Source organism: Curtobacterium sp. MCBA15_004 (assembly GCF_001865055.2).
Lineage (GTDB): Bacteria > Actinomycetota > Actinomycetes > Actinomycetales > Microbacteriaceae > Curtobacterium.
In genome coordinates this window covers 3,531,772-3,553,315 of the sequence record NZ_CP126266.1, presented here as the reverse complement: position 1 = coordinate 3,553,315, position 21,544 = coordinate 3,531,772, and the positions used below count along the sequence as shown (strand labels likewise).

Below are 21,544 nucleotides of genomic sequence, written 5' to 3'. Positions count from 1 at the left end.
TCGGAGGGGCCTGATGACCCTCGAGTTCCGCGTCCCGCACGACGTCGACACCGACGCCTCCCCCGCCGCAGTCCGCCGCGACACCGCACCGCCCACCCCGGGACCGTCGGGGCTGCGCGGACTCCTCGACCGGTGGGCCGCACACCGCGCCGCCGCCCGCGACCGCCGCCTGGCCGCCCACGTGCAGGAGCTCGGCGAGCTGCAGCGGCTCCTCACCGACGCCCGCGGGGTCGTCGAGCGCGGCTGGGTGCAGCACGCCTGGTTCACCTACCTCGACGAGCACGGTCGGCAGCGCACCGCGTCGAGCGCCGCCGCGACCGAGGCGCAGGGGCGCCCGCTCGTCGGCGCGTGCCTCGTCGGCGCGGTGGTCTCGGCCGCCGGCGGTCCGCAGGCCGTGCACACCCAACCCGTGCAGCGCGCCCTCGACCTGGTGTGGCACGCGCTCGCCGCCGACGAGGGCCGGCCCGTGCTGTGGACGCCGGCGCCCGACGTCCGCACCGCCCGTGTGCGCGACCTGACCCGGTGGAACGACGGACCGGACCGGACGCAGGAGCAGGTCGCCTCCCTCCTGCTCACGGCCGAGCGGGTCGCCGTGCACGAGTCGGCGCGCGTGACCGCCCGCCGGGTGGCAGCATCGGCGACGTGACGAACACCGACCCGGTCCCCGCCGTGACCCCGGCACCGCCCGCCGACGCGATCGTGTCGAGCGGGCTGTCCACGCTGTCCGACGAGGGGTCCTCGCCGACCACGGACGCCGCGATGGTGAAGGACACGCTGCACCGGTACCTGCGCAAGCACCGGGCGGCGCTGCTCGCGAAGCTCGACGGGCTCGCGGAGCGGCAGGCCCGGTGGCCGCTCACCCCGACGGGCACGAACGTCCTCGGGCTCGTCAAGCACGTCGCCGGCGTGCAGGCCGGGTACCTCGGCACGGTCTTCGACCGCCCGCTGCCTGACCCGCCCGCCTGGCTCGAGTCGTGGGACGGCGCCGACATGTACGCCTCGCTCGACGAGTCGACGGCCGACGTCGTCGCGTTCCACCACCGCAGTGCCGCGCACGCCGACGCGACCATCGAGGCGCTCGACCTCGACGCCCGCGGGGTCGTCCCGTGGTGGCCGGAGGGGCACCGCGAGGTGACGCTGCACCGGATCCTCGTGCACATGGCGTACGAGACCGCCCGGCACGCGGGGCACGCGGACATCGTGCGCGAGATGCTCGACGGCCTGGCGGGCGACGGGGACGGCAACCTCGCCGCCAAGAGTCCGGCGGAGTGGGCGGCGTGGCGGGAGCACCTGGTCGACATCGCCGAGCGTGCGGGACTGCCGGACCGCGCCTGATACCCGACCGTCGGTCGGCATCGTTACCGTTCTCCCAGGAAGTGACCGCTCACCATTCGCTGATCAGGAATTTCCCTGTGGTCGAACACGCAGGATCCGCGCGGGACCGTCCGTCGCCGTTGTACAAGCGCGGGGTGCCCGCCGTACGGTCGGTCGGGTTCGAGCCCCGTCCTGTGGGGCGTTCGGCCGACCAGGGAGGAACCCCCACGTGTTCCAGTACGTCGTCGAGCGGTGGGACCAGATCTGGTTCGCGTCGTGGCAGCACTTCTCACTGGTGGTCCAGTGCACGGTGCTCGCCGCGGTCATCGCCGTGGTGCTCGCCACGCTCGTCTACCGCAGTCCGCGGCTGAGCTCCGTCGCCAACGCGGTGTCCGCGATCGGCCTCACCCTGCCGTCGTTCGCGGTGATCGGTCTGCTCATCGTGCCGCTCGGCTTCGGCGTGCTGCCGTCCGTCGTGACGGTCGTGTTCTTCGCCGCGCTGCCCATCCTGCGCAACGCGGTGGTCGGGCTCGCCGAGATCCCGCCGACGGTCGTCGAGTCCGCGCGGGGGATCGGGATGAGCCGCATCCGCACCCTGCTGCAGGTCGAGCTGCCGATGGCGTGGCCGATCATCCTCAGCGGTGTCCGCGTCTCGGCGCAGATGGTGATGGGCATCGCCGCGATCGCCGCGTACGCGCTCGGTCCCGGCCTCGGTGGCTTCATCTTCTCCGGCCTGTCCCGCCTCGGCGGCGCGAACGCCCTGAACGCCGTGGTCGTGGGCGTCGTCGGCGTCGTGCTGCTCGCCCTCGTCCTCGACCTGCTCCTCATCGGCCTCGGCCGTCTGACCACCCCGAGAGGTATCCGTGTCCAGCACTGACTCCGCCACCACCGCCCCCGCCGGTGACGTCACCGGCCGCAGCATCCTGCTCGACGAGGTCACCAAGCGGTACCCCGGGCAGCAGAAGCCCGCGGTCGACGGCATCACGCTCGAGATCCCGGCCGGCAAGGTCGTCATGCTCGTCGGGCCGTCCGGCTGTGGCAAGACGACGACGCTGAAGATGATCAACCGCCTGATCGAGCCCACCGAGGGCCGGATCGTCGTCGGCGACGAGGACGTCACGGGCATCGACGGCGACGAGCTGCGCCGCCGCATGGGCTACGTCATCCAGGCCGGGGGGCTCTTCCCGCACATGACGGTCGCCGCGAACATCGCGATCGTGCCGAAGATGCTCGGCTGGTCGAAGGAGAAGATCGCCGCCCGTGTCGACGAGCTGCTCGACCTCGTCTCGCTCGACCCCGACACCTACCGCGACCGGTTCCCCCGCGAGCTGTCCGGCGGGCAGCAGCAGCGCGTCGGCGTCGCCCGGGCGCTCGCGGCGGACCCGCCCGTCCTGCTCATGGACGAGCCGTTCGGCGCCGTCGACCCGATCACCCGGCAGCGCCTGCAGGACGAGCTCCTGCGCATCCAGGAGGAGCTGCACAAGACGATCGTCATCGTCACGCACGACTTCGACGAGGCCGTGAAGCTCGGCGACTGGATCGTGATCTTCACCGAGGGCGCGCACATCGTGCAGTACGACACCCCGGAGCGCATCCTGGCCGAGCCGGCGAACGAGTTCGTCGAGAACTTCATCGGCTCCGGTGCCGGCCTGAAGCAGCTCACCCTGAACCGGGTGCGCGACGTCGAGCTCGCCCCGGCCGTCACCTGCTCGCCCGGCGAGGAGACCCGGGCCGTCCTGCAGCGCATGGACGAGGCCGGCGGACACCAGCACGCCGTGGTCGTCGACCGGCGGCAGCGGCCGATCGGGTGGCCGACCCGTCGCCAGCTCGAGCGCCTGACCCGCGTGCCCGAGGGCATCGAGCCCGAGCTGCCCGTGGTCGGCGAGGCCGCGACGCTCAACGACGCGCTCGACACCATGCTCGTCTCGAGCGCCGGCGCCGCACTGGTGACCGGTCGCGGCGAGTCCTTCCGCGGCGTCATCACCGTCGAGACCGTGATGGACGCCATCACCCGGTCCCGCGCGGCCGCCGCCTCCGACCAGGCGTACGCCCCGGTCGGCACGAACACGAACCCGATCGAGACGCTGCCGTCGTCGCCCGCCGTCGTCGAGGAGCGGAACGACGAGCAGCAGGCCCGTGACGGCGACGCGTCCCGCGAGGGGGACCGGTGAGCACCGCCGTCGCCGGCCCGGCCACCGGTGAGCGGACGCCCTGGAAGGGGCTCCTCGTGCAGCCGATCGCGATCCTGGTCGTCCTCGCCGGGTTCGTCGTCTGGCTCGCCACCGCCGACCTGTCCGCCACCGAGCGCTCGACCCTGAACCCGAGCGGCATCCTCGACCTGACCGGGCAGCACCTCGTCCTCACCCTGCAGGCCACCGTGCTCGTGCTCGTGATCGGCATCCCGCTCGGGGTCCTGCTCACCCGCGGGCCCCTGCGCCGTGCGAGCACCGCCGTCATCGCGGTCGCGAACTTCGGCCAGGCGGCCCCGGCGGTCGGCCTCATCGTGCTGCTCGCGGCGTGGCTCGGCCTGAACAGCTGGTCGGCGGTCGTCGCCCTCGTGCTGTACGCGATCCTGCCGGTGCTCCGGAACACCATGCTCGGGGTGCAGAGCGTCGACGAGCGCCTCGTCGAGGCCGGCCGGGGCATGGGCATGAGCGCGTTCGCCGTCCTGCTCAAGGTGGAGCTCCCGCTCGCCGTGCCGGTCATGCTCTCCGGCATCCGCACCGCGCTCGTGCTCCTCGTCGGCACCGCGAGCCTGGCGACCTTCGTCGGCGCGGGCGGCCTCGGCCTGCTCATCACCACGGGCGTGAACCTGTTCCTGCCGAAGGTGCTCGTCTCGGGCGCGCTCCTCGTCGCCCTGCTCGCCCTGACCATCGACTGGATCGGCCGCGTGGTCGAGACGGTCGCACGACCGAAGGGACTCCGATGACGGACCACAGCCAGGCGGACCGCAGCCAGGCGGACCGCAGTCGGACGCAGGACAGGACCGGGCGGGCCGACGTGCCGGGCGTGCGCCGCGCCTCCCGGCCGTCCCGCCGCCGTGTGCTCGCCGCAGCCGCCGTGGCGGGCGCGAGCGCCCTCGTGCTGACGGGCTGCGGCCTGCAGCCCGCCGCGTCCTTCGTGCCGGGTGCAGCCCCCGGGTCGATCCACCGGATCGACGACCTGCCGGAGGGTGCGTCCATCACCGTGACGTCGAAGAACTTCACGGAGCAGCTCGTCCTCGGCAAGATCGCCGTGCTCGCCGCCAAGGCCGCGGGCTTCGACGTCACCGACGAGACGAACGTGCCGGGTTCCGTCGCGGTGCGCGAGCTGATGACCTCGCACGACGCCGACGTCACCTGGGAGTACACGGGCACCGCCTGGCTGACCTTCATGGCGCACGAGCAGGGGATCCCGGACAAGACCGAGCAGTGGCAGGCCGTCAAGCAGGAGGACGCGCGCAACGGGCTGACCTGGCTCGAGCCGGCGCCGATGAACAACACGTACGCGTTCGCGGTCCGCGACGAGGCCGTCGCCGAGCTCGGGAACGTGAAGACCCTGTCGGACATCACGAAGCTGCCGGTCGACCAGCGCACGTTCTGCGTCGAGTCGGAGTTCAACTCCCGTGCGGACGGCTTCAAGCCGATGCTCGAGAAGTACGGGCTGGAGCTCGGTGGATCGGGGGAGAACGCCGTGCCGAACGGCAACGTCAGCATCCTCGACACCGGCACGGTCTACACCGCGACCGACCGTGGCAAGTGCAACTTCGGTGAGGTGTTCACGACCGACGGCCGCATCAAGTCGCTCGGGCTGACCGTGCTCCAGGACGACCGGGCGTTCTTCCCGGCGTACAACGTCGCACCCGTGATCGACTCGGCGACGCTGCGCGAGTACCCGCAGCTCCGGGGCGTGTACGACCAGATCTCGCCGAAGCTCACGGATGCCGTGCTGCAGGAGCTGAACCGGCAGGTGGACGTCGAGGGCCGCGAGCCGGCGGACGTCGCGTTCGACTGGATGGTGCGGGAGGGCTTCATCACGAAGCCCTGACCCGCGGGTCGCGTCGCGACGTGGACGGGACGGACGGGAGGCGCGGTGCCGGTGGGTGCCGCGCCTCCCGTCCTGCACGGGGTCGCGTCGGGCGCGGTGCGCGTGTCCCGCCGGTGCGGCGCCGGGTCGCCGGGCGGCGCTCGGCGGGTCCGGCGTCGGGTCGCGGGCGGCGCTCGGCGGGTCCGGCGTCGGGTCGCGGGCGCGCGTCCCGCCCGTCAGGCGGAGGCGAGCCGGGCTGCCGTGTCGCTGATCGTCGTGACGAGCCGCTCGCGCACCTCGGCGGGCTCGGACCCGTCGTGCCGGGCGGCGCTCCGCAGTCCGGTCATGCACATGCCGAGCAGCATCTCGGCCGCCTCGGGCGTCGCCGCCTCCGGGCCCCAGGCCGGGTCGCGCGCGAGGATCGTGCGGACCGCGCCGGTCATCGCCTCGGCCACCGTCGTCATCCGGGTGACCTGCCGCCGGACCAGCTGTGGGAAGCGCACGATCACCTCCTTGCGGTGCTCGCGCTCGCGTTCGTCGCCGAAGGAGTCGCCGAACACCAGGAACGCCAGGTCGACGACGGCCTCGACGACCGGGCGGCCGGAGACCTCGGCGAGGTGCGCGTCGAGGGTCGCGGGGGACAGGTCGAGCTCGGTGTGCCCGAGGACCGCGTCCTCCTTGCTCTCGAAGTAGTTGAAGAACGTCCGCGGCGAGACGTCGGCCCGCGCCGCGATCTGCTCGATCGTGGTGCGGTCGAGGTCCTGCTCGAGGGCCAGGGAGCGCGCGGCGTCGGCGATGCGCCGGCGGGTCTCGCGGCGCTTGCGGTCGCGCAGACCCATCGTCGGTGCGGGGTCGGACATGGGTCGTACTGTAACCGTCCCGCCGGTGACCCCGGGGCACGCCCGCCCGCGCACCCCCGGACGGACCGGGGGTGGTCGCCGGTATCGTCGGAGCATGGCCCTGTTCGGACGACGCAGCAAGCACGACGTGCGCGACCGCCCCGTCAGCCAGGTCGAGCTGAAGCGCGCGGTCGACGAGGGGTTCCTCATCGCCAAGGCCGCGGTCGTCGTGGCCGTCGCGAACCGCGTCATCACGAACTCGCTGCGCGACCAGGGGTACTTCGACCACGCGGTCGTCGCCGAGTCCGTGCGTGAGGAACTGCACCGGCTCGCCGAGGAACAGCGCGGTGACGCCGCCCGGATGCGCGAGATCCGGTCGCGGTCGAGCAAGCAGACCGGGCGCTCCCGGCACCAGCACGACTACCGCCGCGGGGACGACCTCAAGCTCCGCACGCGCGAGGCCACGTACGAGCAGCTCGCCACCATGCTCGACCGCCGCCGCGAGGACCAGGGGTTCGTCGACGGCATCGTCCTGCAGGCCCGGGCACGTGCGTGGGACGACATCGGCACGACGGTCGTGGGACGGCTCGGCTGGGCGCAGCGACCGACGGAGGACTACGAGATCGGCCGCGACGAGCGCCTGCAGCAGATGCTCGACGAGGACTTCGCCGAGCTGCTCGCGGCGCACCCGGTCGGCTCCAAGACGCCCGAGACCGTGGCAGCGGACGCCGACGAGCCGGACGAGGGCGACGGGCCCGAGGACGGCACGGACCCGGCGGACGCGCACGCGGCGCGGCCCTGACCGTGGAACTTGATGTTCCAGTACCGGTCCGGTACCCTGGACAGGTAACGCCCCAGGACCATTCGGCACCGTCGGACTCCTGGGGCAACTGCGTTCCGGGGGGAAGGTGCAGGCGTGGTCGACATCTCCGAGCTCGAGCGACTCCCTGCGGTGGTGAGTGCGCCGCGGCTCGCCCGGTACGAACAGCGCTACCGCGGCAGGACCGATCTCGACAGTGTCCGCCTGCTGGAACGGGAGCGTCGCGCCGTCGACGATGCCCTCGCGACGCTCCGGAGGCGCGGTGTCGCGGATCCGAGCGCGGGCCAGGTCGTCGCGGCGTCGAACTTCGGTCTCGGGGTCGGCCTGACGGACGCGGGTGTGCCACGGCACCCCACGCTGAGCTACGAGACCGCACTCTGGCAGCCCCGCATCGTCCGAGCGTTCCCGAACCTGGGCACCACCCGGCGGAAGCAGCTGCACCGGCAGCTCGACGACCTGCGCCGCTTCCGCAACCGTCTCGCCCACCACGAGCCGGTCTTCGACGCACCGCTCGAACGGATCCGCGTGGACCTCGTCGCGGTCGCCCGGGCGGTCGACCTCGACGCAGCGACGCTGATCGGGTCCGCTCAGCGCATCGACGCCGTGCTCGCGCGGAAGCGGGATGCGATCGAACGGGGCTGCACGGTCATCTGACCGGGCCGCAGGACGAGAGCCCGCGCAGCCGCCGGTCCCTAGGCTCGTACCCATGGTTGATGCGGTGGTCGTCGGAGCCGGACCGAACGGACTCGCGGCGGCGGTGACACTCGCCCGCGCGGGCTTGTCGGTCGAGGTCGTCGAGCGGAACGACACGATCGGCGGGGGAGCGCGCACCGCCGAGCTCACGCTGCCCGGGTTCCACCACGACGTCTGCTCCGCGGTGCACCCGATGGCGCTGCAGTCGGAGTTCTTCCGGCTGTTCCGCCTGGAGGACCGGATCGAGCTCCGCCTGCCCGAGGTGCAGTACGGCCACCCGCTCGACCGCGGCGACGCCGGCATCGCGTACCAGGACGTCGAGCGGACCGCGGCGGAGCTCGGCGTGGACGGCCCGGCCTTCCGGAACCTCATGGCGCCGCTCGCCCGCAGCGCCGACCAGGTGGCGGACTTCGCCACCGACGCCCTGCTGCACGTGCCGCGGCACCCGCTCACCGTGCTGCGCTTCGGCCTGCGCGCGCTCGAGCAGGGCTCCGCGGCCTGGAACGTGCGGTTCCGCGAGCAGGTCGCCCCCGCGATGGTCTCCGGTGTCGCGGCGCACTCGATCCAGCACCTGCCGTCCCTGTCCACCGCCGCCGCGGCCCTGTCGCTCGGCTCGTACGCGCACGCCCGGGGGTGGCCGGTGCCGATCGGCGGCAGCCAGGCGATCGTCGACGCGCTCGCCGCGGACCTCGTCGCGCACGGCGGCACGATCGAGACCGGCCGCGAGGTCCGGTCGCTCGCCGACCTCACCCCCGCCAAGGCGGTCCTCTTCGACACGAGCGTCCCCGGCATGCTCGGGATCGCCGGGAAGCAGATCCCGACGCCGAAGCGCGGTGCCCTCCGCCGTTTCCGGTTCGGCAACGCGGCGGCGAAGGTCGACTTCGCGCTGTCCGACCCGGTGCCGTGGACGAACGAGGCGCTCCGGAAGGCCGGCACCGTGCACATCGGCGGCACGCGCGCCGAGATCGCCGAGGCCGAGCACGCCGTCGCGCACGGTCGGCACGCGGAGCGACCGTACGTGCTCGGGTCGGAGCCGACCGTGGTCGACCGGAGCCGGGCTCCGCGCGGCAAGCACGTCTTCTGGGCGTACGCGCACGTGCCCGCTGGCTCGGACGTCGACCCGACCGAGGCGGTCGTGCGGCAGATCGAGCGCTTCGCGCCGGGCTTCCGCGACACCGTCCTGCAGTCGGCCAGCCGCACCGCGGTGCAGATGGCCGAGTACAACCCGAACTACGAGGGCGGGGACATCGCCGCGGGTGCCGCGAGCTTCTGGCAGCTGGTGAAGCGACCGGTGCTGTCGAGCGACCCGTGGCGGATGGGCGGCGGCATGTACCTGTGCTCCGAGGCGTCCGCCCCGGGGCCCGGCGTGCACGGCATGGCGGGCTGGCACGCCGCGAAGAGCGCCCTGCGCCACACGTTCGGGCTCCCCGACGACGTCGATCTCGCACCGGAGGAATGACCATGGCGAAGAACGTCCGCAACCTGCGCTGCACCCCGGAGGACGTGTTCGACGTGCTCCGCGACGGCTGGCTCTACCCCACGTGGGTGGTCGGTGCGTCGCGGATGCGCGGTGAGGAACGCGGTTGGCCGGCGGTCGGCACGAAGATCCACCACTCGTTCGGCGTCTGGCCGTTCGTGATCGACGACACCACCACGGTGCTCGAGTACGACGAGCCCCGTCGGATGGTCATCCAGGCGCGCGGCTGGCCGGTGGGGGAGGCCCGCGTCGAGATCGAGGTCGCCGAGCACCCCCGCGGTTGCCGGGTGACGATGCGCGAGGACCCCGTCGCGGGTCCCGGCAGGCTCGTCCCCGGGTTCATCGCGCAGCCGGGCATCTGGATCCGGAACCACGAGAGCGTCCGCCGGCTCGGCTGGGTCGCGGCGGGTCGCGCGCAGAGCCGCTGACCGCGGTCGTCCGCGCCGGCGGCCGCGTCGCCACCGGCGCCGGGTCGCCGACACGGCGGACGGGAGGCCCGTGGCGGCGCCGCCACGCGCCTCCCGTCCGTCGCGGACCGGCGTCTACTGCTCCCGGCTGAACGCGCTCGCGCGCGCGACCTGGTCGTCGGTCAGGGCCACGCCCGTGTACCGCTCGAACTGCCGGGCGGCCTGGAGGGCGATGACCTCCGCCCCCGTGACCACGTGCGTGCCGGCGGCCCGTCCGGCGCGCACGAGCGGGGTCTCGGAGGGGAACGCGACGACGTCGAACACCGTGTGCGCGGCGTCGACGCGGTCCTGGGCGAACGCGAGGGTGTCGGCCTGGTCGCCGTCCATGCCGAGCGGCGTGACGTTGACGAGGACGTCCGCGTCGCCGGCGGCGTCCTCGGTGGCGACCCACCCGTAGCCGTACTGCTCGGCCAGGGCCGGCCCGGTCCGGTCGTTCCGCGCGACGACGGTCAGGTGGCCGAAACCAGCGCCGCGGAACGCCGCCGTGACGGCCTTCGCCATGCCGCCGGAGCCGCGCAGCAGGACCCGGGAGGCCGTGTCCACGCCGTGCGAGGCGAGCAGGGCGGCGACGGCCTCGTAGTCGGTGTTCGACGCGGTGAGCACGCCGTCGTCGTTCACGACCGTGTTGACCGACCGGATCGCCGCGGCGGAGTCCTCCACGACGTCGACGAGGGGGATGATCGCCTCCTTGAAGGGCATCGACACCGAGCAGCCGCGGATGCCGAGGGCCCGCACGCCGGCGACCGCGCCGGGGAGGTCGGTCGTCGTGAACGCCTTGTAGACGGCGTTGATGCCGAGCTCGTCGTACAGGAAGTTGTGGAAGCGGGTGCCGATGTTGCTCGGGCGTGCGGCGAGCGAGATGCTGACCTGCATGTCCTTGTTCAGGATGGGCATGCCGGAGAGTCTCGCACGTCCGGGCGTCCCCCGCTCCCGTGCCGATGGAGCGGTCCACCATCCGCGTCGTCGAGCGTGCACGTCGACCGCTGACCGGCGTCCCGTCCGGACGGGTTAGTGTGACGGGATGCCCGTCTCCGTGTTCGACCTGTTCAGCGTCGGGATCGGCCCGTCGAGCTCCCACACCGTCGGGCCGATGCGTGCCGGTGCGTCGTTCGCCGCACGGGTCGCCGGAGCGCCGGTGGCCGCGGTGGACGTGCACCTGTACGGGTCCCTCGCGTCGACGGGGCACGGGCACGGCACGCTCGGTGCGGTCCTCGCGGGGCTGACGGGGTCCGACCCGGAGACGGTCGACCCGGACGAGATGGCCGCGGCGCTCGCCGAGACCGAGCGGACGGGGCAGCTCCGGCTGGCCGGTGGCACGGTCGTGCCGTTGCGGCAGGCCGACATCGTCCTCCACCCGCTGACCATGCTGCCGCGGCACCCGAACGCGATGCGCCTCGTCGCGCGCGACGCCGCCGGGACCGTGCTGGACGAGGAGACGTACTACTCGATCGGCGGCGGGTTCGTGACGAGCGACGGCGACGCCGCGGCCACCGACGCCGCGCACGACCGCGCGTCCGCCGCAGCAGCGGTGCCGGCGTCCGCGGCACCGGCGTCCTCGGCTGCCGTCGCGGAGGCCGCGATCCCGGTGGACGACGCCGTCCCGTACCCGTTCTCGAGCGGCGCCGAGCTGCTCGCCGCGTGTGCCGCGTCCGGCCTGCCGGTGAGCGGGGTGGCCCTGGCGAACGAGACCGTCACGCGCACCGCCGACGAGGTCCGCGCCGGCCTGCTGCACGTGCACGACGTGATGCGCGAGAGCGTCGAGCGCAGCATCCGGCGCACCGGCACCCTGCCCGGCGGGCTCGAGGTCCGGCGCCGGGCGGCGAACTGGTACGAGCAGCTGCTCCGGGACGACCCGCACCACGACCCGCTGTTCGCGATGGAGTGGGTGAACCTGACGGCGATGGCCGTGAACGAGGAGAACGCCTCGGGCGGCCGGGTCGTCACCGCGCCGACGAACGGTGCCGCCGGGATCATCCCCGCGGTGCTGTCCTACGCCCTGACCTACGCGTCCGAGGTCGCCCCGGACGAGCGGGACGACGCCGTGGTGCGGTTCCTGCTCACCGCCGGTGCCGTCGGGTCGATCTACAAGGAGCGCGCCTCGATCTCCGGGGCCGAGGTCGGCTGCCAGGGCGAGGTCGGCTCCGCGGCGTCGATGGCCGCGGCCGGGCTCGCCGAGGTCCTCGGTGGCACCCCCGAGCAGGTCGAGAACGCCGCCGAGATCGCGATGGAGCACAACCTCGGGCTGACCTGCGACCCGATCGGCGGCCTCGTGCAGATCCCGTGCATCGAGCGGAACGCGATCGCGGCGAACAAGGCGATCAACGCGGCGCGGATGGCCCTGCGCGGCGACGGCGTCCACCACGTGTCGCTCGACCAGGTCGTCGAGACGATGCGGCAGACCGGCGCCGACATGTCGACGAAGTACAAGGAGACCGCGATGGGCGGTCTGGCGGTGAACGTCCCGCTCTGCTGACGAGCGGACGGCGGGTCAGCCCTCCTGCATCTCCAGCGAGCAGGACTCCGGCGCGACGTGGTGCTGACCGTCCTCGGCCCGGACCACCAGGAGCGGTCGGCCGTTGCCGTCGAGGACGTCGACGGCCGTGCCCTCGACGAGCAGCCCGCGGTCGTGGAACCGCACCACGGCGTGCATCGGGACGTCGTCGGTGGTGACCGGACGCCAGCGTGCGGGACGTGTGAGTTCGGTTTCCATCCGCCCATCATGCGGGATGTCCACTTCGCGCACCGAATCGGCGAGGCCCGCTCACCCGTCGCCGCGGACGCTCCCGGACGCCCGCGGGTAGCGTCCGGCCCATGAGCGAGCCCGACCGCGACCACCTCGACGACGGTGTCGACATGACCTTCGACGAGCGACGGCAGGACACCCTGCGGCGCATGTCCGGCTCGGACGCGCACGACGCCGACCCCCGCGTCGAGGTCTCCGAGGGGCAGGGCGGCACCGTGCGGATCGACGTCGCCGACACCGCGGCGGTCCGCCCGGGCGACGCGACCGCGAGCGACCCGCGGACCGACGAGCAGCAGGACACGACGCACCGGCACTGACCCCAGCCAGTCGGTGCCCGCCGGCGCCCGTCGGTCAGAGCGTGTCGAACAGGAGCGCCAGTCGACCGGTGTCGGGCCGCCGCACCCGGATCGCGCGCACGCCGTAGACCTCGGCGACGAGCTCCTCGGTGAGCACGTCCTCAGGGGTGCCGGCAGCGACCGCGCGACCGGCCGCGAGCACCACGACCGCGTCGCAGTGCGCGGCGGCGAGGTTGAGGTCGTGCAGGGCCACCACGGTCGTCACCGGCAGGTCGGCGACCAACCGCAGCAGGTCGAGTTGGTGCCGGACGTCCAGGTGGTTCGTCGGCTCGTCCATGAGCAGCTCGGTCGGCTCCTGCGCGAGCGCCCGGGCGATCTGGGCGCGCTGGCGTTCCCCGCCGGACAGCCGGTGCCACGACGCGTCGGCGCGGTCGGCCAACCCGACCTGACGGAGGGCGGCGTCCACCGCGGTGGCGTCCCGTGCGCGGTCCCCGCCGAGGACCGTCCGGTGCGGGATGCGCCCGAGCTCGACGACGTCGCGGACCGTGAGCGCGGCGTCGGTCTCGGCGTGCTGCGTGACGGTGGCGATGCGCCGGGCGACGTCGCGGCGGGAGCGACCGGTGACCGGTGCACCGTCGAGCTCGACCTGCCCGGCGTCGGGTCGAGCGGCCCCCTGGAGCAGGCGGATGAGCGAGGACTTGCCGGAGCCGTTCGGGCCGAGCAGCCCGACCGTCGTGCCCGGCTCGGGGTGCAGGGAGACGCCGTCGACGACGATGCGGCCGCCGCGGCTCCAGACGACCTCGCGCGCGGTGACGGTCACGAGCGCGACCGCCGGTGCACGAGCAGGGCGACGAAGGCCGGGACGCCCACGAGCGCGGTGCCGACCCCGACCGGCAGCGCGGTCGGCTGGAACGCCACGCGGGACACGGTGTCGACCCAGGTCATGAAGAGCGCGCCGAGCAGGATCGTGACGGGGACCACGCGTCGGTGCCGTTCCCCGACGAGCAGGCGGGCGGCGTGCGGCAGGACGAGCCCGACGAAGCCGATCGCCCCGGCGATGCTGACCAGGACCGCGGTGAGCAGGGCGGTCGCGACGAGCAGCAGCACGCGGGTGCGCTGCACGTGCACGCCGAGCGAGGCCGCGACGTCGTCGCCGAACGCGAACGCGTCGAGGCTGCGCGCCGCGACGAGGGTGACGACGGCGCCCACCGTGACCGTGCCGACCGCGAGCCAGACCTGCGGCCACCGCATGCCCTCGAGCGAGCCGAGCAGCCAGAACATCACGCCCCGGGTGGCGTCGGCGTCCGCGAAGGCGAACACCACGAACGAGGTCACCGCCGAGAACAGGTGCGTCCCGGCGACCCCGGCGAGGACGATGCCCTGCGAGCCGTTCGAGGTGTACCGCGCGAGCAGCAGGACGAGTCCGAACGCGAGCAGCGCCCCGACGAAGGCACCCGACGACAGCCCGAGCGCCCCGCCACCGACCCCGAGGACGCCGATCAGCACCGCACCGGTCGACGCCCCGGACGAGACGCCGAGGACGAACGGGTCCGCGAGCGGGTTCCGGAGCAGTGCCTGCAGGACGACACCGCACAGACCGAGCCCGGCTCCGCTGGCGGCCGCGACGAGTGCCCGGGGCAGTCGCTCCTGCCAGACGATCGCGTCGTCGGTCACGGTGACCGGGATCTGCGCGGACCCGAGGTGGTTGAGCAGCACGTCGCGCACGTTGACGAGCGACACGTCGGCCGGCCCGAGCGTCGCCGCGGCGCCGACGGACAGCGCGACCGCGACGACGCCGACCAGCACCGCGCCCGTCACGACCAGCGAGCGGGCCAGGGGCGACGGCCGCCACCCGACACCGCGTCGGAGCGCCGTGCTCACCGGTCGTCCCCGTGCTCGGCGGACCAGCGCGCGATCTCCTCGAGGCCGTCGACGAACCGGATGGACGGGTTGAGCTCGGCGCCGTGCAGCGCGACGAACCGGTGGTTCCGGACCGCGTCGAGGTCCTTCGTCAGCGGGTCGTGCTCGAGGAAGGCGATCTTGTCGTCGAGCCGGTCGCCGGGGAACCGGTCGCGCTGGAGGTCGCCGAGCACGATCACCTGCGGGTCGGCGGCGACCACCTGCTCCCACCCGACCGCGGGCCAGTCGTCGCGCGACGACCGGAACACGTTGTCGAGTCCGGTCTCGTCGGCCAGGAGCTGCCCCGACCCGAGACCGCCCGCGACGTAGGGCGTCTTCGTGTCGGCGAACCAGAAGAACGCCCGTTGGCCGTCGAGGTCGGTGCGCGCGGTGGCGGCCTCGGCGCGGGCGCGCAGCTCGGCCACCAGGGCGTCGCCGCGGCGCTGCACGTCGAACACCTCGGCGAGGTCGTGGATCTCGCGGTAGAGCTGCGCGGTGGTGAGGGCCTGCGTGCGCTTGCCGCCGCCGTTGATGCTGACGTCGCCCTCGCAGTCGGTCGGGGACAGGTACGAGCCGATGCCGGTCTCGGCGAGGCGCTCACGGCTCGCGACACCGCCCTGCCCGTAGTGGCGGCCGAACGACGCGGTCACGAAGTCGGGCCGTGCGTCGAGCAGCACCTCGTAGGTGGGGGCGTTGTCGGACAGCCGGGGGACCCGCTCGTTCGCGGCGGCCAGGCTCGGCAGGACCGGGTCGGTCCACGAGGCGGTGCCCACCATCCGGTCCGCGAGGCCGAGGGACAGCAGGATCTCGGTGGAGTTCTGGTCGAGCGACACGATGCGCTGCGGGGCGGACTCGACGGTGACCCGCCGACCACAGTCCTCGATCGTGAGCGGGTAGGACGTGGTGCCCTCGCCGGCCGTCGCGGTGCCGGTCGCCTGCGGGACCGCCTCGGAGGCACCGCAGCCGGTGAGCGCGAGGAGCGCGAGGGCGACGACGCCGGCGACGAGTGGTGGGCGGGCAGCGTGGGACCGGAGCACGTGGAGCACGAAGGAGAGGCTAACCTAACCTCGCGCTCGACGACACGTCACCGATCGGCCCCCGCACGCCGGGGACGGTGGCGCACGGCATGATCGTCGGGTGCACCTCGTCCTCCACCGCGTCGACGGCGGCGTCACCGCGACGCCCCTGACCGACGCGGGGGAGTCGGCCGGTGCGCCGACCCGCCTGGACGAGCCGCGCCTCCCGGCCTTCGTGGCGGCCCACGACGGACCGGACGTGCGCTGGGTCTGGGACGACACCGCGCGCTGGTACCCGGCCGTCCTCGCGGCCGGCGGCCGCGTCGGCCGCTGCACCGACCTGCGGCTGACCCGCCGCATCCTGCGGCACGCGCTCGCGACGCGGGGCACGGCGCTCGCCGCGGCCCCCGAGGACACCTGGGACGGACCCGGTCTGGAGGCGCGGGTCACCCGCCCGACGCAGGCCCGGCTGTTCGACGACGCGCTCTTCACCGTCGCGCCCCCCGACGACGACGCCGATCCGGTCGCCGAGCTGCGTGCGCAGCTCGACGCGGTGGCCGCGTCGACGACGCCCGGAGCGCTCCGGCTGCTCACGACGGCGGAGTCCGCGGGCGCCCTCGTCGCCGCCGAGGTGCTGCACGCCGGCCTGCCGTGGCGGCGGGACGTGCACGAGCGGCTGCTCGAGGACGCGCTCGGACCGCGGGTGCCGCCCGGGGTGCGGCCGCGTCGGCTCGAGGAGCTCGCGGTCGAGCTGCGGGAGGCCCTGGGCGACCCCGCGCTCAACCCGGACTCGCCCACCGACGTCCTCCGGGCGCTGCGGGCGGCCGGGCTCGCGGTGACGAGTACGCGCAAGTGGGAGCTGCAGGAGCTCGACCACCCGGTGATCGCCCCGCTGCTCGAGTACAAGCGGCTGTCCCGGCTGCTGACCGCCAACGGGTGGGCGTGGCTCGACGAGTGGGTGCAGGACGGCCGGTTCCACCCGCGGTACGTCGTCGGCGGGGTCGTCACCGGGCGCTGGGCGGCGGACGGTGGCGGAGCGATGCAGCTGCCGCGGACCGTCCGGCCCGCCGTGGTCGCCGACGACGGCTGGGCGTTCGTCGTCGCCGACGCCGCCCAGCTCGAACCGCGCGTCCTCGCCGCGATGGCCGGCGACCGGGCGATGGCGACCGCGGGGGACGGGCACGACCTGTACGACGGCGTCGTCGCCTCGGGGGCCGTCGAGACGCGGCAGCAGGCCAAGGGGGCGATGCTCGGCGCGATGTACGGCGCGACGCAGGGCGACGCGGGACGGCTCGTGCCCCGTCTGGCCCGGGCGTTCCCGGCGGCGCTCGGCCTGGTCGACCGCGCGGCCCGGGCGGGGGAGCGCGGCGAGCCCGTGACGACGCTGCTCGGCCGGACGTCGCCCGTCCCCGACGAGGCCTGGTTCGCCGCGCGCAACCGGGCGTGGTCGGTCGAGGGCACCACGGCGCAGCAGCGGGCCGTCGAGTCGCGGTCGCGGAGCTGGGGCCGGTTCACCCGCAACTTCGTGGTGCAGGGCACGGCGGCGGAGTGGGCGCTCGCGTGGATGGGGTCGCTGCGGGCACGGCTCGCCGCGCGGTTCCCCGGGCCGGTGACGGCCGGGCCGCACCTGGTGTTCTTCGTGCACGACGAGATCGTGGTGCACACGCCGGTCGAGCACGCCGCGTGGGTGGCCGAGCAGGTCCGGGCCGCGGCGGAGGAGGCCGGGCGGCTGCTGTTCCGGGACTTCCCGATCGTGTTCCCGCTGTCGGTGTCGACCGTGCGGGACTACGGCTCGGCCAAGGACTGACGGCCGGTCCGAGCGATCGCGGTTGCGGACGGCGGGTCGTGCCCGTGCGCTCGCGGGTGCGTCGTGCCCGAGCGCTCGCAGGTGCGTGCGTGCAGGGTGGGGCGATGCAGCGAGCGGAGCACGAGGAGCCGGACCGGCCCGTCCGCGCGGTCGCCCGGCAGGCCGAGCAGGCGGAGCGGGCCTCGGTGGACGTCGACCGGCACGTCGGCACGGTCGACCTGACGTCCTGGCGGTCCCGCGCCGGGCACGCCACCGCCGAGGCCTGGGCCGCTGCCGGACGCCGCTACGGCGCGCTCCCGGTGCTCGTGCTGACGCTGCTCGTCGGGATCGGCGTCGCCGTGACCGCGACGTGGGCCGCCTCCGAGGTCTACGACGCCGTCCGCGCATCCGACGACGTCGCCGTGCTCGACCGACCGGTGCTCGACTGGATGCTCACGCTGCGCTCCCCGTTCGCCGACCGCGCGGTCACGTGGTGGACCGACATCGCGGGGACGATCGGGATGCCGATCGTCGCCGTCGGCTTCCTCGTCGGGTTCACCGTGCAGCGCCGCGCCTGGACGCCGTTCGTGCTGCTCGTCGCCGCGAGCGGAGGATCGCTCCTCATGACGATCGCCGGCAAGGACCTCATCGGGCGGGCACGTCCCCCGCTGTCCGACGCCGTGCCGCCGTACGAGCACTCGCCGTCGTTCCCGTCCGGGCACACGCTCAACGCCACCGTGGTGGTCGGCACGATCGTCTACCTGCTCATCCTGCGCCAGTCCCGCACCGTGACCCGGGTGTGGACGATCGTCGTCGGCACCCTGTTCGTGCTGTCCGTCGGCGTCTCGCGGGTGTTCCTCGGGCACCACTGGACCACCGACGTCCTGGCGGCGTGGGCACTCGGCCTCGCCTGGCTGGCCCTCGTGGTGACCGCCCACCGGCTCTACCTGACCGCCCTGCACCGCGGCGCGGACCCGGTCCGCCGCTGAGCGTGGTCAGGCGGCCACGGTAGGTTCCGAGGCATGGCAGATCGGCTCTTCGGCGGCAGGTACCGCGTCACGGGAACCCTCGGACACGGGGGCATGGCATCGGTGTACCGGGCCGTCGACGAGCAGCTCGGACGCGAGGTCGCCGTCAAGGTGTTCCGCATCGGCGCGGTGGACCACGGCGAGCGTGCCCGTGCCGAGGCCGAGATGCACACCCTCGCCGCGCTCCGCAGCCCGGCGCTCGTGACCCTGTACGACGCCGCGCTCGACGACGTCGACGGCGACTCGTACCTGGTGATGGAGCTCGTCCCCGGCAGCGACCTCGACACCCGCCTGCGCGAGGGGCCGCTCGACCCGGGGACGACCGCCCGCGTCGGGTCCCAGGTGGCCGACGGCCTGGCGGCGGTGCACGCGCAGGGCATCGTCCACCGCGACGTGAAGCCTGCGAACGTGCTGCTCGAGAGCGACGGGGAGCACGTCAAGCTCGCCGACTTCGGCATCGCCCTGCTCCGCGACGCCGCCCGGGTCACCGGCACCGGCACCGTGATCGGCACGGCCGCCTACATCTCGCCCGAGCAGGTCACGGGCCGCGAGGTCACCGGCAAGGCCGACGTGTACGCCCTCGGCCTCGTGCTGCTCCAGTGCCTGACCGGGGAGCGGCCCTTCCCCGGTAGTGCGGTGGAGTCGGCGACCGCACGGCTGACCCGCGGGCCGGAGATCGACCAGCACCTGCCGACGGCGTGGCGCACGCTGCTGCACGTGATGACGGCGCAGGACCCCGCCGAGCGGCCCACCGCGGCCGAGGCGGCCCAGCGGCTCCGTGCCCTCGGCCGCGACGACGCCGCTCCGGCGACGCAGCTGCTGCCCGGCGGACCCGGGACCATGACGCGCGCCGCCGCCGGAGCCGCCGGTGCCGCTGCCGGTGCTGCCGGTGCCGCACTCGGATTCGGCGCAGACCCCGCCCACGGCGACGCGGCGACCCAGGCGATGGCGACGCCCGGTGCGCCGGACACCGCGACGCGCGCGTACGACCGCACGGCGGTGCTCGGGCAGAGCGGTGCCGGTCGTCCGGCCGGTGCGGGCTCGGGCGGGCAGGACGACGTCGCCACGACGATCCTCGGGACGCAGGGAGCTCGGGGCGGTGCGGGCGCGGGTGCGGGTGCCGGTGCCGGTGCCGGTGCCGCGGGCGGTGCTGCCGGGGGACGCGGCTCGGGTGCGGGCGGCGCGGGTCGGGACGCGGACGGCTCGGGCCGCCGACGTGGTCTCGTGATCGCGGCCGTCGTGGTCGGGCTCCTCGTGCTCGCGGGCATCGGGATCGCCCTGTTCGCGTCGGGTCGTGACGGCAGCACCCCGGCCCCGACGGAGTCGAGCCAGCCCGCCAGCCCGTCCTCGGAGCCCACGAGCGGCACCGACGACGAGCCGAGCGAGCCCGCCGAGCAGCAGCCGAGCGAGCCCGAGGAGCAGCCCAGCGAGCCGGCGCAGCAGGAACCGAGCGAGCCCGCGCAGCAGGAGCCGAGCCAGCCCGCCGACGACCCGACCGTGGGCCCGCAGCCCGGCGGTCCGGCGTCGAACCCCGTGCAGGCACCGCAGGGCGGCACCGGGACCGGACCCGGCAGCGGCGGACCCGGGGCGACCGGCGGCAAGGGCAAGGACAAGGGCGCGGGTGCCGTGGACACCACGAGCGACAAGCGCGCACGGACGGGCACCGACTCCGGAACCGTCACCGGGACGGACAGCGCCGCGGTGCCCTCGACCGCGCCCGCCATCGGCTGAGACGCTCCGCGACGGCGACCTCCCGGCGTCCACCAAGCGACCACGGGCATGCTCGTCCGCATGTCGTTCGCGAACTCCTTCGACCCGTCCGGTGGCCGCGCGATCCCGGAGGACGAGGTGACGGAGGACGGCCTCGAGCTCGACGCGGACACCGCGGCCGCGCTCGGGATCTCGTTCGACGTCGTCGGCGGCGCCACGGCGGACCCGACCCGGGTGTCCCCGGTGGACGTCGACGTGCCGAGCGCGCCCACCGAGGACTGAGCGGGCGACGCCGGCCACCCCGACCGGCGCCCCACCGAGCGCCTCGGGGAGCTCGGCGGCTCAGGGGACGGTGTGCCCCGCCGCCGTGAAGATCCGGTACCACTCCTCGCGTGACAGCACGACGTCCGACCCGGCCGCGGCGTCCCGGACGCGCTGCGGGTTCGTCGTGCCGAGCACCACCTGGAAGTGCGCAGGGTGCCGGGTGATCCACGCCACCGCGATGCCGGTCGGGGTCACCCCGTGGGCGGCGGCGACCTCGTCGAGCACGTCGTTCAGCTCGGCGTAGTGCTCCCGGTCGCCCAGGAACACCCCGTCGAAGAAGCCCTTCTGGAACGGCGACCAGGCCTGCAGCGTGATCCCGTTCATCCGCGCGTGGTTGAGGACGTCGTTGTCCCGGTCGACGGACTGGTCGAGCCCGCCCATGTTCGCGGCGACGCCCTGCGCGATGACGTTCGCGTGCGTGATGCTCAGCTGCACCTGGTTGAACGCGAGCGGCTGCCGGACGGACCGCTTCAGCAGCTCGACCTGGCCGGGGGTGTGGTTCGAGACGCCGAAGTGGTGCACCTTGCCGGCGGCGTGCAGCTCGTCGAACGCGCGGGCGACCTCTTCCGGCTCGACCAGGGCGTCGGGGCGGTGCAGGAGCAGGACGTCGACGTAGTCCGTGCGCAGGGCCTCGAGCGAGTCGTGCACCGACTCGACGATGTGCTCGTACGAGAAGTCGAAGTACCCCTGCCGGATGCCGACCTTGGTCTGCAGCTGGATCGCCCCGCGCTCGGAGGACGACAGCGTGACGGCCTCGCCGAAGCGGGCCTCGCAGCCGTGCCAGCCGCCGTAGATCGCGGCGTGGTCGAACATCGTGACGCCGGCGTCCCGGGAGGCGGCGTAGAGCGACCGGATCTCCTCGTCGCTCATGTCGGTGATCCGCATGAGCCCGACGACGACGTCGGACGCGGTGAGGTCGGTCTGTGGCAACTCCAGTGTCTTCACGCGCCCGATCCTGCCAGGGGCGCACCGGGCCAGGCAGGCCCTGTCGGTGCCACCGACGTCGCGGGGACACCGGGCGCACCGGCGCGACCAGGGGGCGGACAGGAGGCGCGTGGCGTTCGGGCACCGCGCCTCCCGTCCGACGGGTGGCCAGGGGCGGACGGGAGGCGCGTGGCGGCCGGGCA

At 74.1% G+C, this 21,544-nt stretch carries 23 protein-coding genes; 16 read left to right on the top strand and 7 right to left on the bottom strand.

Annotated features, from left to right (window positions below; genetic code table 11):
* The first annotated feature begins 13 nt into the window (after nucleotides 1–13).
* The 6 genes from QOL16_RS16815 (at nucleotide 14) to QOL16_RS16790 (ending at nucleotide 5,340) form a co-directional block, all read left to right on the top strand.
* Nucleotides 14–646: a hypothetical protein gene (locus tag QOL16_RS16815; RefSeq protein WP_071285500.1), complete on the top strand. Its 633-nt coding sequence runs from the start codon at nucleotides 14–16 to the stop codon at nucleotides 644–646.
* Complete coding sequence (locus QOL16_RS16810; RefSeq protein WP_139266514.1) at nucleotides 643–1,335, top strand: DinB family protein; 693 nt, start codon at nucleotides 643–645, stop codon at nucleotides 1,333–1,335. Before QOL16_RS16815 ends, QOL16_RS16810 begins: the two co-directional genes overlap by 4 nt.
* Nucleotides 1,336–1,543: 208 nt before the next feature.
* A complete protein-coding gene (locus QOL16_RS16805) occupies nucleotides 1,544–2,191 on the top strand; it encodes an ABC transporter permease (RefSeq protein WP_065962543.1) in 648 nt (215 codons plus the stop codon).
* Nucleotides 2,178–3,485, top strand: coding sequence for an ABC transporter ATP-binding protein (locus QOL16_RS16800; RefSeq protein WP_071245960.1), 1,308 nt, complete (start codon nucleotides 2,178–2,180; stop codon nucleotides 3,483–3,485). Before QOL16_RS16805 ends, QOL16_RS16800 begins: the two co-directional genes overlap by 14 nt.
* A complete protein-coding gene (locus QOL16_RS16795; RefSeq protein WP_065962549.1) occupies nucleotides 3,482–4,243 on the top strand; it encodes an ABC transporter permease in 762 nt (253 codons plus the stop codon). The genes QOL16_RS16800 and QOL16_RS16795 overlap by 4 nt, the downstream gene beginning before the upstream one ends.
* Nucleotides 4,240–5,340: a glycine betaine ABC transporter substrate-binding protein gene (locus QOL16_RS16790; protein WP_083395179.1), complete on the top strand. Its 1,101-nt coding sequence runs from the start codon at nucleotides 4,240–4,242 to the stop codon at nucleotides 5,338–5,340. Before QOL16_RS16795 ends, QOL16_RS16790 begins: the two co-directional genes overlap by 4 nt.
* A 215-nt stretch (nucleotides 5,341–5,555) precedes the next feature.
* Here the strand turns inward: QOL16_RS16790 and QOL16_RS16785 are convergent, their stop codons facing one another.
* Nucleotides 5,556–6,179: a TetR/AcrR family transcriptional regulator gene (locus QOL16_RS16785; protein WP_065962550.1), complete on the bottom strand. Its 624-nt coding sequence runs from the start codon at nucleotides 6,177–6,179 to the stop codon at nucleotides 5,556–5,558.
* A gap of 94 nt (nucleotides 6,180–6,273) precedes the next feature.
* Between QOL16_RS16785 and QOL16_RS16780 the strand changes: the two genes are divergently transcribed.
* The 4 genes from QOL16_RS16780 (at nucleotide 6,274) to QOL16_RS16765 (ending at nucleotide 9,576) form a co-directional block, all read left to right on the top strand.
* On the top strand, nucleotides 6,274–6,960 hold the full coding sequence (locus QOL16_RS16780; RefSeq protein WP_071285498.1) for a hypothetical protein: 687 nt from the start codon (nucleotides 6,274–6,276) through the stop codon (nucleotides 6,958–6,960).
* Between the two features lie 114 nt (nucleotides 6,961–7,074).
* A complete protein-coding gene (locus tag QOL16_RS16775) occupies nucleotides 7,075–7,632 on the top strand; it encodes a hypothetical protein (protein WP_071285496.1) in 558 nt (185 codons plus the stop codon).
* Between the two features lie 52 nt (nucleotides 7,633–7,684).
* Nucleotides 7,685–9,130 (top strand): NAD(P)/FAD-dependent oxidoreductase, encoded by a 1,446-nt coding sequence (locus tag QOL16_RS16770; protein WP_071245964.1) that lies wholly within the window; start codon nucleotides 7,685–7,687, stop codon nucleotides 9,128–9,130.
* Nucleotides 9,131–9,132: 2 nt separating this feature from the next.
* Nucleotides 9,133–9,576 carry an SRPBCC family protein gene (locus QOL16_RS16765; protein WP_071285494.1) on the top strand — a complete coding sequence of 148 codons (444 nt, stop codon included), beginning with the start codon at nucleotides 9,133–9,135 and terminating at the stop codon, nucleotides 9,574–9,576.
* Between the two features lie 114 nt (nucleotides 9,577–9,690).
* On the opposite strand, the gene QOL16_RS16760 is transcribed toward QOL16_RS16765, so the two are convergent.
* Nucleotides 9,691–10,509, bottom strand: coding sequence for a shikimate 5-dehydrogenase (locus tag QOL16_RS16760; protein ID WP_065962563.1), 819 nt, complete (start codon nucleotides 10,507–10,509; stop codon nucleotides 9,691–9,693).
* Nucleotides 10,510–10,636: 127 nt separating this feature from the next.
* Between QOL16_RS16760 and QOL16_RS16755 the strand changes: the two genes are divergently transcribed.
* A complete protein-coding gene (locus tag QOL16_RS16755) occupies nucleotides 10,637–12,088 on the top strand; it encodes an L-serine ammonia-lyase (protein ID WP_071245970.1) in 1,452 nt (483 codons plus the stop codon).
* A gap of 15 nt (nucleotides 12,089–12,103) precedes the next feature.
* On the opposite strand, the gene QOL16_RS16750 is transcribed toward QOL16_RS16755, so the two are convergent.
* Nucleotides 12,104–12,325 carry a hypothetical protein gene (locus tag QOL16_RS16750; RefSeq protein ID WP_071245972.1) on the bottom strand — a complete coding sequence of 74 codons (222 nt, stop codon included), beginning with the start codon at nucleotides 12,323–12,325 and terminating at the stop codon, nucleotides 12,104–12,106.
* Nucleotides 12,326–12,426: 101 nt separating this feature from the next.
* On the opposite strand from QOL16_RS16750, the gene QOL16_RS16745 reads away from it, so the two are divergent.
* A complete protein-coding gene (locus tag QOL16_RS16745; protein ID WP_071245974.1) occupies nucleotides 12,427–12,675 on the top strand; it encodes a hypothetical protein in 249 nt (82 codons plus the stop codon).
* Nucleotides 12,676–12,709: 34 nt separating this feature from the next.
* Here the strand turns inward: QOL16_RS16745 and QOL16_RS16740 are convergent, their stop codons facing one another.
* Genes QOL16_RS16740 through QOL16_RS16730 form a run of 3 tightly spaced genes read right to left on the bottom strand, consistent with a single transcriptional unit; the run spans nucleotide 12,710 to nucleotide 15,599 of the window.
* Nucleotides 12,710–13,474: an ABC transporter ATP-binding protein gene (locus tag QOL16_RS16740; protein WP_065962570.1), complete on the bottom strand. Its 765-nt coding sequence runs from the start codon at nucleotides 13,472–13,474 to the stop codon at nucleotides 12,710–12,712.
* Entirely contained in the window at nucleotides 13,471–14,490 is a 1,020-nt protein-coding gene (locus QOL16_RS16735) for an iron ABC transporter permease (RefSeq protein ID WP_071246211.1), read from the bottom strand. Before QOL16_RS16735 ends, QOL16_RS16740 begins: the two co-directional genes overlap by 4 nt.
* A 41-nt stretch (nucleotides 14,491–14,531) precedes the next feature.
* Nucleotides 14,532–15,599: an ABC transporter substrate-binding protein gene (locus tag QOL16_RS16730; RefSeq protein ID WP_254780329.1), complete on the bottom strand. Its 1,068-nt coding sequence runs from the start codon at nucleotides 15,597–15,599 to the stop codon at nucleotides 14,532–14,534.
* A gap of 91 nt (nucleotides 15,600–15,690) precedes the next feature.
* Between QOL16_RS16730 and QOL16_RS16725 the strand changes: the two genes are divergently transcribed.
* The 4 genes from QOL16_RS16725 to QOL16_RS16710 all read left to right on the top strand — a co-directional run bounded on the left by QOL16_RS16725 (nucleotide 15,691) and on the right by QOL16_RS16710 (nucleotide 20,375).
* Nucleotides 15,691–17,376, top strand: coding sequence for a bifunctional 3'-5' exonuclease/DNA polymerase (locus QOL16_RS16725; RefSeq protein ID WP_071285492.1), 1,686 nt, complete (start codon nucleotides 15,691–15,693; stop codon nucleotides 17,374–17,376).
* 104 nt (nucleotides 17,377–17,480) lie between these two features.
* Nucleotides 17,481–18,344, top strand: a complete 864-nt coding sequence (locus tag QOL16_RS16720; RefSeq protein ID WP_071285580.1) for a phosphatase PAP2 family protein — start codon at nucleotides 17,481–17,483, stop codon at nucleotides 18,342–18,344.
* 33 nt (nucleotides 18,345–18,377) lie between these two features.
* Nucleotides 18,378–20,114, top strand: coding sequence for a serine/threonine-protein kinase (locus QOL16_RS16715; protein WP_083395178.1), 1,737 nt, complete (start codon nucleotides 18,378–18,380; stop codon nucleotides 20,112–20,114).
* 60 nt (nucleotides 20,115–20,174) lie between these two features.
* Nucleotides 20,175–20,375 (top strand): hypothetical protein, encoded by a 201-nt coding sequence (locus tag QOL16_RS16710; RefSeq protein ID WP_139197331.1) that lies wholly within the window; start codon nucleotides 20,175–20,177, stop codon nucleotides 20,373–20,375.
* Nucleotides 20,376–20,435: 60 nt separating this feature from the next.
* Here the strand turns inward: QOL16_RS16710 and QOL16_RS16705 are convergent, their stop codons facing one another.
* A complete protein-coding gene (locus tag QOL16_RS16705) occupies nucleotides 20,436–21,362 on the bottom strand; it encodes an aldo/keto reductase family oxidoreductase (protein WP_139266513.1) in 927 nt (308 codons plus the stop codon).
* Nucleotides 21,363–21,544: the final 182 nt, after the last annotated feature.

Excerpts from the sequence above, each read along its gene's own strand:
- QOL16_RS16815 (WP_071285500.1), top strand. The coding sequence starts at position 14 with ATGACCCTCGAGTTCCGCGTCCCGCACGACGTCGACACCGACGCCTCC.
- QOL16_RS16790 (WP_083395179.1), top strand. The coding sequence starts at position 4,240 with ATGACGGACCACAGCCAGGCGGACCGCAGCCAGGCGGACCGCAGTCGG.
- QOL16_RS16785 (WP_065962550.1), bottom strand. The coding sequence starts at position 6,179 with ATGTCCGACCCCGCACCGACGATGGGTCTGCGCGACCGCAAGCGCCGC.
- QOL16_RS16780 (WP_071285498.1), top strand. The coding sequence starts at position 6,274 with ATGGCCCTGTTCGGACGACGCAGCAAGCACGACGTGCGCGACCGCCCC.
- QOL16_RS16770 (WP_071245964.1), top strand. The coding sequence starts at position 7,685 with ATGGTTGATGCGGTGGTCGTCGGAGCCGGACCGAACGGACTCGCGGCG.
- QOL16_RS16765 (WP_071285494.1), top strand. The coding sequence starts at position 9,133 with ATGGCGAAGAACGTCCGCAACCTGCGCTGCACCCCGGAGGACGTGTTC.
- QOL16_RS16760 (WP_065962563.1), bottom strand. The coding sequence starts at position 10,509 with ATGCCCATCCTGAACAAGGACATGCAGGTCAGCATCTCGCTCGCCGCA.
- QOL16_RS16755 (WP_071245970.1), top strand. The coding sequence starts at position 10,637 with ATGCCCGTCTCCGTGTTCGACCTGTTCAGCGTCGGGATCGGCCCGTCG.
- QOL16_RS16750 (WP_071245972.1), bottom strand. The coding sequence starts at position 12,325 with ATGGAAACCGAACTCACACGTCCCGCACGCTGGCGTCCGGTCACCACC.
- QOL16_RS16745 (WP_071245974.1), top strand. The coding sequence starts at position 12,427 with ATGAGCGAGCCCGACCGCGACCACCTCGACGACGGTGTCGACATGACC.
- QOL16_RS16720 (WP_071285580.1), top strand. The coding sequence starts at position 17,481 with ATGCAGCGAGCGGAGCACGAGGAGCCGGACCGGCCCGTCCGCGCGGTC.
- QOL16_RS16715 (WP_083395178.1), top strand. The coding sequence starts at position 18,378 with ATGGCAGATCGGCTCTTCGGCGGCAGGTACCGCGTCACGGGAACCCTC.
- QOL16_RS16710 (WP_139197331.1), top strand. The coding sequence starts at position 20,175 with ATGTCGTTCGCGAACTCCTTCGACCCGTCCGGTGGCCGCGCGATCCCG.